The sequence below is a fragment of the Streptomyces sp. CB02414 genome, assembly GCF_001905385.1.
In the GTDB taxonomy this organism is placed as follows: domain Bacteria; phylum Actinomycetota; class Actinomycetes; order Streptomycetales; family Streptomycetaceae; genus Streptomyces.
Genome location: NZ_LIPF01000008.1, coordinates 87,872 through 101,404 on the forward strand (window position 1 = coordinate 87,872; position 13,533 = coordinate 101,404).

A 13,533-nucleotide genomic window follows, 5' to 3' on the forward strand; every position below is an offset into this window, starting at 1 on the left:
CTGCCCGTGACCCGACCGACGATGCGAGAGGTACCTCGTGAGCAGGTTGCTGGACGCGTTCGACGCCCGCGTGTCCCCGAGCTACCGCGTCTTCGGCCTCCATGACACATCCGTCGACCCCTATGGACTGGAGGCGGATCCCACGAAGTGGCTGCTCTCCGCCCCTGGCCTCGTGTACATGCAGGTGCCGTCCCAGGTGATCCGGGCCGCGGTACGGCTGGAAAGCTGGTCCACTCCGCCTCCGGAAGAGGACGTCCGGTGGTTCGGCCGTGAGGAGGTGGGTATCCGGCTTCCCGGCGGTGACCTCGCCCTCCACACCGTCGACGGCGGGCGCCAGGAGGTTCCGCTGGTGCTGCCCTCGCCCGGCCAGTACCTGATGCGGTGGCAGTGGATGTTCAACAGCGAAAGCGGTCCCTTCACCTCACCGCTCTCCTGGCGCACGCTGGAGGTTCCCCCGGTGCGGGACGACAGGCTGAACGGCAGGGATCTCTACTGTCTCGTGCAGATCTGGCCCTCGTCCGTCAGGCCACGGCACCGATCGAGCGCCCCGCCCACTCAGGAGCCGGTTCGGTCAGCTCCGTGAAGCGGTGCCGGACCGCGTCCGGGAACTCGGCGGCCCGGCCCGCCTGCTGGTCGACGTGGACCGCGAGCAGCTCGGTCGTCGCCACCGGCGCCGCGTCGGGCGTCGGCTCCGACTCCGGTCCGGACACCACGTACATCTCGTGCGTGAAGCGTGCCTTGCGCGCCGCCCCTCCCAGCACGCGCGTGCGGATGGCCAGATGGGCGCCCTCGGGCACGTCCCGGAGGAAGCGGATGTGGGACTCGACCGTGTAGAGGGAGCAGCCCGTGGACTCGCGGTAGCCGGAGTCCAGGCCCGTCTCGATCATCAGCGCGTCCGTGGCGTGACCGAAGACGAGGACGTAGAAGGCCTCGCTCATGTGACCGTTGTAGTCGATCCACTCCGGGCGGACCGTGCTGTGCAGCAGAGGGAGCTTCGTCATCGCGAGTCCTCCGCGCGGCCCAGGCGGCCGGTGGCGCGCAGCACTTCTATGACGCCCCGGTCGCGTTCGGCCACCAGGTCCGCGATGGAACGGCCGTCCGCCGCCTCGTCGCAGCCCGCCACCACGGCGTCGTACAGCTCCTTGTCCAGTTCCGGCGCTTCCAGGCGCGTCCACGGCGACTTCAGGGACGGGCCGAAGTGGTCGAGCATGTGCGCCATGCCGCCTTCGCCGCCCGCGAGGGCGAAGGTCAGCATCGGCCCCATCACCGCCCAGCGCAGCCCGGGACCCTCGGTGATCGACAGGTCGATGTCCCGGACCGTCGCCTCGCCGTTGGCGACCATGTGCAGCGCCTCGCGCCACAGGGCCTCCTGGAGGCGGTTCGCGATGAAGCCCGGTACCTCGTCGTCCATCGTGATCACTGACTTGCCCGCCACCTCGTAGAAGCGCGAGGCCCAGGCGACCGCGCTCGCGTCGGTGCGCTCGCCGCCGACGACCTCGACGAGCGGGATGAGATAGGGCGGGTTGAACGGGTGGCCGACGACCAGGCGCGACGGGTCCGCGGCCGCCGTCTGCATGTCGGTCATCGGATACCCGGAGGTGGAGGAGGCGATGACGACGCCGGGCGGGGTCGCCGCGTCCAGGCGGGCCAGCAGGTCGCGCTTGAGGTCGAGCTTCTCGGGCGCGCTCTCCTGGACGAACTCGGCGCCGGACACGGCCTCTTCGAGGGTGTCGGTCACGGTGAGCCGGTCGGCCGACGCTCCCTCGGCCAGGCCGAGCGCGGTGAGCGCCGGCCACGCCGCGTCGACCAGGCGGCGCAGCTTCTGCCCGGCATCGGGCGCCGGGTCCCAGGCGGTCACGTCGTAGCCGCGCGCCAGGAAGTGGGCGACCCAGCCGCCGCCGATGACTCCGGCGCCGACGCAGGCGACGCGGCGGGCGTTCTCCGGCGAGGTCCGCCCAGGCGAGATCGGCTCGGGCGAGGTCGTCTCGGATGAGGTCATGAGTGTGTTGGTCCTTCGTCGTCGCTTCGGGCTACTTGCGCGGCTTGAGGCCGAGGGTGGCGCGGGCCTCGTCCGGTGTCGCGACGCGGGCGCCGATCGACTCGGTGATGGTCACGGCCCGCTCGACGAGCTGGGCGTTGGTCGCCTTGTTGCCCTTGCCGAGGTACAGGTTGTCCTCCAGGCCCACGCGGACGTGCCCGCCGAGCAGGATGGACTGCGCGACCCACGGCATCTGCATCCGGCCGAGCGCGAAGCTCGCCCAACGCGCGCCGTCCGGAAGCATGTTGACCATCGACTGGAGCACGCCGGGGTCCGCCGGCGCGCCCCACGGGATGCCCATGCACAGCTGGAAAACGGTCGGGTCGTCGAGCAGACCCTCGGCGAGCAGCTGCTTGGCGAACCAGAGCTGACCCGTGTCGAAGATCTCCAGCTCGGGCCGCACACCCAGCTCCTGGATGCGCCGCGCGCCCGCACGCAGCATGTCGGGCGTCGAGACGTAGAGGTTCGAGCCGTCGCCGAAGTTGAGCGAGCCGCAGTCCAGCGTGCAGATGTCGGGCAGCAGGTCCTCGACGTGCGGGAGGCGCTCCAGACCACTGACGAGGTCGGTGCCGGGGAGGTGGGTGAGCGGGTCGTCCGGGTCGATGACCAGGTCGCCGCCCATGCCGGCGGTGAGGTTGATGACGACGTCGGTGCCGGTCTCCTTGATGCGTTCGACGACCTCCCGGTACAGCTTCGGGTCGCGGGACGGATCGCCGGTCCGCGGATCGCGTACGTGGATGTGGACGACGGCTGCTCCGGCGGCGGCCGCCTCCACGGCGTTCCTGGCTATCTGCTCCGGGGTGACGGGGACGTGGGGACTCTTGCGGACGGTGTCGCCGGCGCCCGTGAGCGCGCAGGTGATGATGACGTTCTCGGTCATGGGCATGCGGGGCCTCCGGGGTGGGGCTTCGGTGGCGGGGGGATGGGACTATGGGGCCAGAATCGTGTGGTTGACGTGAGCGGTCAGTGCGGCGTGCATCGCGTCCGCGGCCGCGGCGGACGACGACCCGCTCACCGAGAGGACGTGTGTCGCCAGGCCGTCGATCAGCGCGGTCAGCGTCAGTGCCGCTGCCTGTGGATCGACCCCGGCGCGGAACACGCCCTGTCCGACACCTCGGCGTACGACGTCGGCGACGGTCTCCCGCCACTGCCGGTAGTACTCGGAGTGCAGCCGGCCGACCGTCGTGGAGCGCGCCGCCTCGGCCCACAGGTCGAGCCACACCGCCCACTGGCGGCGCTGCTGCTCGGTGCGCGGCGTCTGCAGCGCGATGAGCTGACGCAGTTCCTGAGCCGCGTCGTCCGCCTCGGCGAGACGGGCGGCACGCCGTGCGGTGTCCTCGTCCATGCACCAGCGCACGGCCGCCTCCAGGAGTTCGGCGCGGCCCGGGAAGTGGTAGTGGATCGCGGCGCTGCTGGTGGCGCAGGCGCGAGCGATGTCGGCGACCCGCACCGCGTGGAAGCCGTGCTCCGCGATCAGCCGGACCGTCTCGCGGACGATCTGCAGCGGTCGCCCGCCCTCGACGCCCGCGGCCGGCGCCGAGTCCTTCTCACGGGGGCGGGTGCCGAGCAGCCAGCCCGCGTCCACCCGGCCCTCGTCGGCGATCCGCGCCAGCTCCGCGGCCGTGAAGCGGCGGGTGCCGCTCAGCGAACGCGACAGCTTGGACGGGTCCATGACGACCCGGCGCGCGAACTCGCGCTGGCTGACACCCGCGGCCGCGATGACCTCGCGTACACGGGCGGCGGCGGTCGGTGTGCCTTCGGGGGCGTCGTCGGTCTCCACGAGGCACGACCTTAGGCATACGTTGCGGAAAACTCAACACAGGTGCCAGCGAAGTAGCAGATGAATGGTGGGATTGAGATGCCTGACTTGCGGATCAGTCAGATCGGTGACGTCCTGTGCGGACCAGCCGCGCGCAGGCGCGGTGCCCGGCGTCGGAGGGCTGCCCGGAGCTCGATAGGCTCCCCGGATGCCGCAGGACGAGATGGAAAAGACCAGGGCCGCTCAGCTCCCGACGGGCACACCGGCCGACCTCGAGACCGCCTTACGCACCTGCCTCGCGCCACTGGGGTTGTGCCAGACCTTCGACGGCGCGGTCGAGTACGTCCAGCGGGGCACGGGACCGGAGGTCCTGGCCGCCTTGGACGACGTACGATCCACGACGGCCGGGAGAATGGTGTCCGCCGGCGGCAACTGGTCGGACGAGCGCGTCACCGCCGTCGCGGACCTGCACCCGGGATGGAGCTCCGAGAACGCAGACGCCGCTCGGCTCGTCGTCTACCGCGACGCACCGGTCGACGTACTCGCCCGGTTCGGGCACCTGCTGCACGCGATCGCCCCTTCGGACCGGCCGGATTCCACCACCTGGCTCGCCACGCTGACGGACAACGTCCTCAAAGCCACCGGGCCCCGGTCCGAGGCGTCCCACCAGGCGCGCACCCGATGGACCCCCGACCTGGTGAGCGAGGTCGCCGGGGCCGGCGGTGCGCCTGGCCGTACGCCCGCGCACGCGACGCTGACGACGCTGCTGCACATCGACGACGACAGGTACTCGACGCACCGGTACGCACTTCTGGCGACGGACGCCGGCGACACGTTCCTCGCCCGGCACGCCGATGTCCTCGCCGAGATCGCCACGGTGGCGGGCCCCGGCCCCCGCCGGCTCCTGACGCTCCGGTGCGCGCGCGACGCCGAAGAACACGCCGGTCTCCTCGCCGCCCTGACCGTCGACGAGGACCGTTCCGTGCGGGCCGAGGCGCTCGCCGCGCTGGCCTGGCTCGACGGGGCCCGGCAAGTGGAGCTGCTGCGCCCGCACTTGCGGACGGCGGCACCGGACCGTCTCACCGGAGTCCTGAGGCGCCTGTCCGACATCGACGGCGGTCCCGCGGCGATCGGGGAAGCACTGCGGGCGCCGGAAGGGCACCCGCTCGACGCGGAGCGCGCGGAGTCGCTGCGCCGGGCGGCCGGCCGGGCGTCTCTCGCGCAGGGTCCCGGCGCCGTCGTCCCCCTCCCGCCGACCGCGCCGCCGGCCGACGCCGACCTCCTGACGGAGCTGGACACCCGACCTGCCGCCGCCCGCCTGGAGGGTGACTACTTCTGGCCCGGCGTCGAGCAGCGGCTGGCGCGGATACCCGACGTCCGTGTGCTGCGGAACGCACTGCGGCAGGCCGGGATGACCGACGCCGACCGCCGGGTCATGGCGCTCCTGACGACCCGGAGCACCGGGGCGTTCGGCCGGAGGATCGGGGCGGTTCTGACCCTCGAGGACGCGGTGCGGTGGTGGCCGCTGTTCGCCGAGCGGCCGGACCTGGTGGACGAGTACCTGGAGGGCTTCGACGCCAGGAGGCACCCCGACGACGAGGCCGTCGACACGACCCACATGATGCTGACGATCCTCGAGTGCTTCCCGGAAGTCCCGAAGACGCTGGCCCCTCGCCTGACGTCGATCGCGCTCGGCGTCTCACGGCACCGCCTGGCCGCGCGCCGGGTGCTCGGCGACGACCCGGGCGTCCGGGCCGCCGCGCGGGCGGCGCTGGACGGCGCGGAGGGGATGACGCGCAGGTCGGCGGCGGAGTGGCTGGCCGGCCTGGGCGAGCCGGGCGTCGCGGCACCGGAACCCGGCTGGGAGTTCGGCGACGGGGTGCTGTCCCCGGCCACCCGGACCCTGCCCGCCGCAACCCTCTGGTGGCTCGACCGCTTCAGGGAGCAAGCGCTGGAACGAGGCGTTCCGGTGCCGGACGTGGACCGGTGGCTCGGGCTCGCCCGCCCCATGCTGCGGACGGCTCCCGACGGAAGCGGGCCGGTGGTGGGCAGGCTCGGCGGGCCGCTGATGCTCCCGCCGGATCTCCCCACACCCGGCGACAGCCACGGGCCGGCGGGCGAGGAATACGAGGACCACCACCAGCTCATCCTGACGCTCGACTTCTCCGCCGTCCCCGACGGGGCGACCGACCTGCCGCTCCCGCCGGACGGCACGCTGCTCCTCTTCGTCAACGCCGACCTGGAACCCTGGCCCGCGGGCGGCGCCGTGTACGTACCGGCCGGAGTCCCGGTGGAGGAACGGGAGTCGTCCCCCGACTACGAGATCTACGAGTACGACAGCCCGGAGGACCTGGACGCCGAGTTGCGCAGCGCCGGCGAGCTGCGACTCGCGCCCGGTGTGTCCCTGCCGTCCACGCCGCCCGACGACGAGACGCTCGCCCGGCATCCCCACGCGGAGACCCTTCGGGACGTCTGGTCCGACCAGACCGACGGCGGCGGAGACTGGCAACTCGGCGGCCACGCCGCCAACTTCGACGACTACGGCGACCCGGTGCCCGCCTCCGCCTACCCGGAGGTGGGTGAACAGGTCACGGACCCCGACGACTGGGTCCTGCTCGCGCAGTGGGTGGGGTTCCCCATGTCGATCCTGTACTGGACCATCACCCGCCAGGACCTCGCGGCCCGCCGCTTCGACCGGGTCACCGTCCAGATGCACGCCAACCCCTGAACACCGCGAAGCGCCGGGTGGTGCCGGTCGCGAGGGTCGCCGCCACCACGGCGGCGACCCCGGACTACCGCGCGGCAGGCACCATCAGGTGCGGGACCAGCGCTGGTTGCTGCCGTTCGAGCAGGAGTAGAGCTGGACCAGGGTGCCGTTGGCGGTGCCGGCTCCGACGGCGTCGAGGCAGAGGCCGGACTGGACGCCGACGATGGAGCCGTCGGCGTTGAGGCGCCACTTCTGGTTGTCGCCGCCCCAGCAGCTGTAGATCTGGACCTTGGCGCCGTTGCCGGCACCGGCGGCGTCCAGGCACTTGTCGCCGTAGACCCTCAGCTCGCCGGCGTCGGTGTACGTCCACTGCTGGTTGGTGCCGCTGTGGCAGTCCCACAGCTGGAGCTGGGTGCCGTCGGTGGTGACGGCGTCGGGCACGTCCAGGCAGCGGCCCGAACCGACGCCCTTGATCTGTCCGGAATCCGCGGGGGGCGTGGTGGAGCCGCCGCCGTTGAGGGCGTCGAGGACGGCGGTGTAAGCGGGCTTCTTGCTGCCGTCACCGTTGAACAGCAGCGGCGTCTGCTCCGATCGCCAGGAGTCGGTGTCGCGCACGCCCCAGACGGTGACGCCGAGGCAGCGCTCGACGGCCAGGCAGTCCTCGACCACGTTCGCGTAGGTCGTGGGTGAGGCGCCCTGGATGTCGAGTTCGGTGATGGCCACGTCGACGCCGAGCGCGGCGAAGTTCTCCAGGGTGGTGCGGAAGTTGGCGTTGTAGGGGCTGCCGCTGTTGAAGTGCGACTGGAAGCCCACGCAGTCGATCGGCACGCCGCGCTGCTTGAAGTCCCGGACCATGGCGTACATGGCCTGGGTCTTGGCCCAGTTCCAGTTCTCGACGTTGTAGTCGTTGTAGCAGAGCTTGGCTTCCGGGTCGGCGGCGCGCGCGGTGCGGAAGGCGACCTCGATCCAGTCGTTGCCGGTGCGCTGCAGGTTGGAGTCCCGCCGGGCTCCCGAACTGCCGTCGGCGAACGCCTCGTTCACGACGTCCCACTGAGTGATTTTGCCCTTGTAGTGGGACATCACGCCGTTGATGTGGCCGATCATCGCCTGGCGCAGTGCGCTGCCGCTGAGGCTCTGCATCCAGCCGGGCTGCTGGGAGTGCCAGGCCAGGGTGTGACCGCGCACCTCCTTCCCGTTCTGTACCGCCCAGTTGTAGACACGGTCGGCTGCGGTGAAGTCGAACTGCCCTCGCTGCGGTTCGGTGGCGTCGATCTTCATCTCGTTCTCGGCCGTCACCGAGTTGAACTCACGGTTGGCGATCGTCGTGTACGTCGAGTCGCCCAGCTTGCCCGAGGCGATGGCGGTGCCGAAGTAGCGGCCGCTCTGCGCCGCCGCTGCGCCGAGGGTGCTCTCGGCGGCGTGCGCGGTCGGCGGCGCCACCAGGGCGGCGACCGCACCGAGGACGCCGACGACCATCGCCGGTAACAGGCCGCGGAGCTTGCGGCGGATGTCGGGTCTGGGGAGGGCGTATGAGCCCATCACTGTGCCTCCAAAGCAGAGATCACCGGCGGATCGCCGGTCGGCGACAGGAATGATTGAGGTGTTGACGATGCATCGTCAATACTCGGTCGCGAAAAAGTTTCTACTGTGAGACCGAAACATTCGAACCTGGATGGGTCGGATGGGCGGCTTCGGAGGTGTCGTCCCTGGCTAGCGAGGATTCGGGGTCGCGGCGAGGTCGACGGTGCGTCATGCCGGTCCTCGGCAGCGGTTCCGTGAGTCATTGTCCGTCGTTCTGGGTTGTGGGTCCCAACGGGGTGGCTGTGCGGTGCGAGCGGCGAGGCCTGAATGTTTCGATTCTCAGAGCGATAGATGCGAGAGGGGTTGACGTCGGTCCTCGGCTCCCTAGCATTCAGGCTGCTCGACACTTCGGCCTTTGTTCGCCATCTCGAACGCACCAACCGCCCACTCACGGTAGAGGAAGTCCCCATGCGCAGAGGAAGTCTCACCCGCGGACACCCGTCCGCGGTGCTCGCCGCCGTGGCCGCGGCCGTCGCCGTGCTGGCGGCGCTGCTCACCGTCGCCCCGGCCCAGGCGGCCGCCAGTGGCGCCTTGCGCGGTACGGGTTCGGGGCGGTGTCTCGATGTGCCGGGCGCCGTCCAGACCAACGGCACGTACCTGCAGATATACGACTGCTGGGGTGGGTCCAATCAGCAGTGGACGCTGACTGACAGCCGGCAGCTGACCGTGTACGGCGACAAGTGCCTGGACGTTCCCGGTCACGCCACCGCGCCCGGGACCCGGGTGCAGATCTGGAGCTGTTCCGGCGGCGCGAACCAGCAGTGGCGGGTGAACGCCGACGGTACGGTCGTCGGCGTGGAGTCCGGGCTGTGCCTGGAGGTCGCGGGGGCCGGTACGGCCAACAGTACGGCGGTGCAGATCGGCAGGTGCGGTGGTGGCAGCCACCAGAAGTGGTCCGGCCTGTCCGGGCCGCCGACGGACGGAACGTGCTCCCTGCCGTCGGCCTACAACTGGTCGTCGACGGGTGTGCTGGCGCAGCCGGCGAACGGGTGGGCCGCGGTCAAGGACTTCACCACCGTGACCCACAACGGCAAGCACCTGGTCTACGCGTCGAACGTGTCGGGATCGTCGTACGGTTCGATGATGTTCAGCCCCTTCACCGACTGGTCGGACATGGCGTCGGCGGGCCAGACCGGGATGAGCCAGGCCGCGGTGGCGCCCACGCTGTTCTACTTCGCCCCCAAGGACATCTGGGTGCTGGCGTACCAGTGGGGTTCGTGGCCCTTCATCTACCGCACGTCGAGCGACCCCACCGACCCCAACGGCTGGTCCGCTCCGCAGCCGCTGTTCACCGGCAGCATCTCCGGCTCGGACACCGGTCCGATCGACCAGACCCTGATCGCCGACGGCCAGAACATGTACCTGTTCTTCGCGGGGGACAACGGCAAGATCTACCGGGCCAGCATGCCGATCGGGAACTTCCCGGGCAACTTCGGCTCGTCGTACACGACGATCATGAGTGACACCAAGGCCAACCTGTTCGAGGGCGTGCAGGTCTACAAGGTCCAGGGCCAGAACCAGTACCTCATGATCGTCGAGGCGATGGGCGCGAACGGACGCTACTTCCGTTCCTTCACGGCCTCCAGCCTGAGTGGCTCGTGGACTCCGCAGGCCGCCACCGAGAGCAACCCCTTCGCGGGCAAGGCCAACAGCGGCGCCACCTGGACCAACGACATCAGCCACGGTGACCTGGTCCGCGACAACCCCGACCAGACCATGACCATCGACCCCTGCAACCTGCGGTTCCTCTATCAGGGCAAGTCCCCGAACGCGGGCGGTCCCTACAACCAACTGCCCTGGCGACCGGGCGTCCTCACCCTGCGGCGCTGACCGTAGGGCGAGGAAGAGGACAACGCGCAGCGTCGCAAGGCGGCGACACCGCGCCCGCTCGCTGGGCGCCCGGCTACTCAGGCCCGTGACGAGGGCGCGGTGAGCGGCGTGGGCAGCAGTGCGCGGGCGGCCATTGGACGCCACAGGTTGGAGCTCCGCCTCGGCCTCGCGCATGGTGGCGCCCAGGAGGCACGTGTCGGTCTCCTCCGGGCTTCCAGGTGTGCTGCGGCCGGGCGTCGACCCGGTCGAAGCGGCGCACCTCTCCTCGTAGAGGTCGGCGTCGTGGCCGACGGGCCGGCCGCCTTTGGCACCCTTCTGCTTCCGGTTCGCGGCCTGGTCAGACTTCTCGGCCATGACCGTCTTGATCTGGCGTTACCGCAGGTGGACGTCCGGCCGGGTGCGGGGCGGCCGACCGGGCCACGGACGCGGATCTTCCCTAGCACTTACGGTCGGCGGCGAGGTGAACCTTGCTGGTCTGCCCGCCCCGCGAGCGTCCGGCAGTGCGGCCTTCGGTCGGAGCTTTCGGCGGCGCTGTACGCGTCGTCGTTCAGCCCGCTCGGGATCCGCTTCAATGGCCTGCCCGTTCTGTTGTCCAGGACCGCCCCCTGCCCGCACGGTCGTGGAGTCGATGCTGACCAGCGACAGATCCACCTCGCCCCGCTTTGCTGCCTCCGCGATCAGCCGCTCCAACAGGGCTTCGAACACGTGTAGGTCGCGCCACTGCCGGAAGCGGTTGGAGACGGTCGACCAGGCCCCGAACTATTGCGGCATCTCCCGCCACTGCCCGCCGGTCTTGAACGCCAGATCACACCCTCGAACTGCTGCCGCGGGCGTTCGGGACACGGGCTGCACTCGCCGATCGACAGGTATGGGCCGATGAACTTCCGCTCTTCGTCAGTCAGTCGCACCCGCGTCACGCAAGACGATCTATCGCGCCCGGGTTCGCCACGAGGGTGAATCGATGTGTTCGGTCCGCGGTGCCTGCGACTGTGGTGGAGGCAACTGTTTCAGTCGTCGCCAGCAACCAGGAGGGCGAGAGTGCCCATTCGGCGGTCGATGAGGACGAGCTCGTGAAACTCGATGTGGATCGGGCCGTAGTCGTGGCGCGCGTCTTCGGGGAGGGCCCCGAGCGCATACAGGCTCGTTGCTTGGCGGATCGGTTCGTAGACCGCCTCGCGCAACCTCGTGTCGAGACCTGGGGGAAGGGGGACGCCATCGGTGGCCCAGGTGTGAATCGTGCGGGCCGCGGTCGACTCGTCGATGGCCGTGTATGCGCTGGGAGTGATCCGGTCCGACCACCACTGGCCGTGTCGTGGTTCAAGCCAGACGCCGGCTCCGTCGTAGGTGTCGCGGAACTCGGGGTGCGCGATCAGGGCGGCCAACAGCTCCCGGTCGGTTGGCGTGCCGGCTGACAGGTGGAACCGCTTGATGTGCACCCACCGGAATCCGTGTCCACGGCCGTCTGGAAACTCGAAGTCCTTGAAGTTGATGAAGGGACTGTCCCGGTGTGTGAGCGAGTGGTGCATGCGAGTCAGCATCTCTCAGGACACCCGATGGGCGAAATCGCAGGTGAGAGAAGCGGCTGGCGCCCTGCTCGCAACCGAACTGCGCAGTCACATGATCACGACCAGATACACCCCCTAGTCCACGAACCGCTGCCGGCTCTGCTCGTTGCCGTCCGGCAGCCTGGGGGCCATGGCCTGGAGCGACTTGCAGCGACCCTCCAGGATCAGTTGCCGGCGTACATGTGAACGTGGCCTGGGCCATACCGCAGTCGAACAGGGCCCAGCGCGGGTTGCCGTGTCTTCTGCAGGCCAGATGTGGAGGACCTCCGCGAAGCCGCCACTACATGGGATGGCCTGCACGGTGAGGCGGAGGGTCGTGCGTGAGTTCGGCGGCGTTGACGTGAGGACCGGGCGAGAGCGCGGCCGGCCGGCCACGCTGCGTCAGGGGCGCGCGTACACGCCGCGGGTGCCCGAGCCGCCGGCTTCCCCGGGCTGTGTGCGATTTCGTGAGACGTGAGAGGGTCTGGGGCGTGAGTGAGACACCGCCGAACACCCTGCAATACCGCTTTGACGGGCCAGAAGACGCCCCGGTCCTGATCCTGGGTCCCTCGCTGGGTACCACATGGCACAGGTTGTAGAGACCGTCTTTGGGCGTCCACGTCAGTCCAGACTGGGCGAGTTGTGGCAGGTCAGCGCGTTGCGGTCCGGGGGCGTCGGCGTAGTTGGTGACAGACGCGTGACAGCGCCGGTGATAGATCGAGGCCCCGCCGGGGAGCATCCTTGGCGGGCCTCTTCCTGAAGCCATGAGACGGTGCCCCACCGGAGCGCTCCGGTGGGGCATCACCGTGGAGTTGACTGTGCGTGCACGCGTGACGCGTTCGGCTCGTCATGCAGTCTGGTCTTCCAGCGCTGTTCTCGGGGGCGCTAGATTTGCGATCGCAGACATGACGGACGACGTGGCTCGCCAGGCAACTGGGCGGGCTCTGTCGGCTGGAGGGTTGATGCACTGTGCCCTGCTCGGGCAGGCCAAGCGGTATGCCGGATGCCCACGCGCCGCCCTCCCCGGCCACACCGCCCGGTCCTGGTGAGGAGTCGGGAGTGGCTCTGCCGGCGCGTGCCGCCGGCGCCCCGGCCATGGCGCGGACAGAGTGCCCGACGAACACGGCCCGTTCCAGGTCGAGTGCCTCGCAGACCTCCGCTGCGTCGCGGGCGTAACCCTCCAGGGACGAGTACCGCTCGCGGCTCCAGGCCGACAGGTCCGATCCGTCGGAGCCGACGTGGTCGAACTGCACCATGCGGTGCCGCTTCGCGAGGCCGGCACGGCCAGGCGCCACATGTTCTGGTCACACTCGAAATCGCGCGGCAGCAAGAGCGCCACTCCGTCGCCCTGTCCGACGACCGTGACGTCGTTTCTGCGGGGCATGTCCATTCCGGCCATTGCCCCATTCCTGTGCGAGCGGGCCCGGCGGAGTCCGGAGAGAGCCTTGCGGCACCCGGCTTGGACGACGAGGTCGCTACCAGTTGGCCCGGGCCCGTTCCGGCGTCGGGCCGACAGCGTTTCCGTCTTCGAAGCGGGGTTCGGTTCCGGCGTACACGGGTGTCCGGTGGTGCCACCTGGTGGTGTCCGGAGCGGCCGGGCCTTCACCCAGCGGACGTACTTGAGTTTGGCGAGGCCCCCGACCATCGTGGGCCCGGCGGTCGTCAGCGCGTCACGTCCCCGGTGCCCAAGCGGTGGGGGAGGGCGAGACGCCCGGCGGAGTGCCTCCCCCCGGCATGCCACCGCGCGTGTGAAACAACGGCCACTTCCAGCCGATCCCGGTCGGCTCCGCCCGCCGTCCAACCGTTGCCTGTCCGAGGTTCCGCCGTATCTTGGCCGGATCGGTTCCCCTCGGAACGAGAACCGATCACTTGCCACGCACGAGTGCCTGGTCTGCGACCGGTCAGGGGCAACGGTCGCGGACCAGGTCCCGTTGAGACGCTGGTCTTTACAGCCGACGACTTCATGCCACGGCCGTCCCCTGCGGGAGCCGGCTGCGCCTCTTCGAAGGTTTCTGGTCGCCCTTGCGGCGCGGGCGGCTCCGACGTCGCCTTCAGTTCGCCCGAACGCCTCGTC

9 protein-coding genes and 2 pseudogenes are annotated in these 13,533 nt (G+C 70.1%); 3 read left to right on the forward strand and 8 right to left on the reverse strand.

Annotated elements, in window-relative coordinates:
• Positions 1-37: 37 nt before the first annotated feature.
• On the forward strand, positions 38-583 hold the full coding sequence (locus AMK11_RS25645; protein WP_073730429.1) for a hypothetical protein: 546 nt from the start codon (positions 38-40) through the stop codon (positions 581-583).
• Here AMK11_RS25645 and AMK11_RS25650 read toward each other — a convergent pair.
• The 4 genes from AMK11_RS25650 to AMK11_RS25665 are packed head-to-tail and all read right to left on the reverse strand — an operon-like array spanning position 522 to position 3,818.
• Positions 522-1,001, reverse strand: a complete 480-nt coding sequence (locus tag AMK11_RS25650) for a thioesterase family protein (protein WP_073730430.1) — start codon at positions 999-1,001, stop codon at positions 522-524. The two genes, AMK11_RS25645 and AMK11_RS25650, sit on opposite strands and share 62 nt — an antisense overlap.
• Entirely contained in the window at positions 998-1,999 is a 1,002-nt protein-coding gene (locus AMK11_RS25655) for a 3-hydroxyacyl-CoA dehydrogenase NAD-binding domain-containing protein (RefSeq protein WP_073730431.1), read from the reverse strand. Before AMK11_RS25655 ends, AMK11_RS25650 begins: the two co-directional genes overlap by 4 nt.
• A 31-nt stretch (positions 2,000-2,030) precedes the next feature.
• A complete protein-coding gene (locus AMK11_RS25660; RefSeq protein ID WP_073730432.1) occupies positions 2,031-2,924 on the reverse strand; it encodes a 3-keto-5-aminohexanoate cleavage protein in 894 nt (297 codons plus the stop codon).
• A 42-nt stretch (positions 2,925-2,966) separates the two neighbouring features.
• Positions 2,967-3,818 carry a TetR family transcriptional regulator C-terminal domain-containing protein gene (locus AMK11_RS25665; RefSeq protein WP_073730433.1) on the reverse strand — a complete coding sequence of 284 codons (852 nt, stop codon included), beginning with the start codon at positions 3,816-3,818 and terminating at the stop codon, positions 2,967-2,969.
• A 187-nt stretch (positions 3,819-4,005) separates the two neighbouring features.
• Between AMK11_RS25665 and AMK11_RS38730 the strand changes: the two genes are divergently transcribed.
• A complete protein-coding gene (locus tag AMK11_RS38730; protein WP_241847085.1) occupies positions 4,006-6,525 on the forward strand; it encodes a DUF1963 domain-containing protein in 2,520 nt (839 codons plus the stop codon).
• Positions 6,526-6,609: 84 nt separating this feature from the next.
• Here AMK11_RS38730 and AMK11_RS25675 read toward each other — a convergent pair whose 3' ends face one another.
• Positions 6,610-8,043 (reverse strand): endo-1,4-beta-xylanase, encoded by a 1,434-nt coding sequence (locus AMK11_RS25675; RefSeq protein ID WP_073730434.1) that lies wholly within the window; start codon positions 8,041-8,043, stop codon positions 6,610-6,612.
• A gap of 450 nt (positions 8,044-8,493) precedes the next feature.
• Between AMK11_RS25675 and AMK11_RS25680 the strand changes: the two genes are divergently transcribed.
• Positions 8,494-9,915 (forward strand): non-reducing end alpha-L-arabinofuranosidase family hydrolase, encoded by a 1,422-nt coding sequence (locus AMK11_RS25680; RefSeq protein WP_073730435.1) that lies wholly within the window; start codon positions 8,494-8,496, stop codon positions 9,913-9,915.
• Positions 9,916-10,173: 258 nt separating this feature from the next.
• Here the strand turns inward: AMK11_RS25680 and AMK11_RS38735 are convergent.
• The 3 genes and pseudogenes from AMK11_RS38735 to AMK11_RS38740 all read right to left on the reverse strand — a co-directional run.
• Positions 10,174-10,832: pseudogene (locus AMK11_RS38735) on the reverse strand (transposase); the annotation flags it as partial.
• Positions 10,833-10,922: 90 nt separating this feature from the next.
• Positions 10,923-11,441, reverse strand: a complete 519-nt coding sequence (locus AMK11_RS25690; RefSeq protein WP_073730693.1) for a hypothetical protein — start codon at positions 11,439-11,441, stop codon at positions 10,923-10,925.
• Between the two features lie 1,091 nt (positions 11,442-12,532).
• A pseudogene (locus AMK11_RS38740) lies at positions 12,533-12,849 on the reverse strand (alpha/beta fold hydrolase); the annotation flags it as partial.
• Between the last annotated feature and the right edge of the window lie 684 nt (positions 12,850-13,533).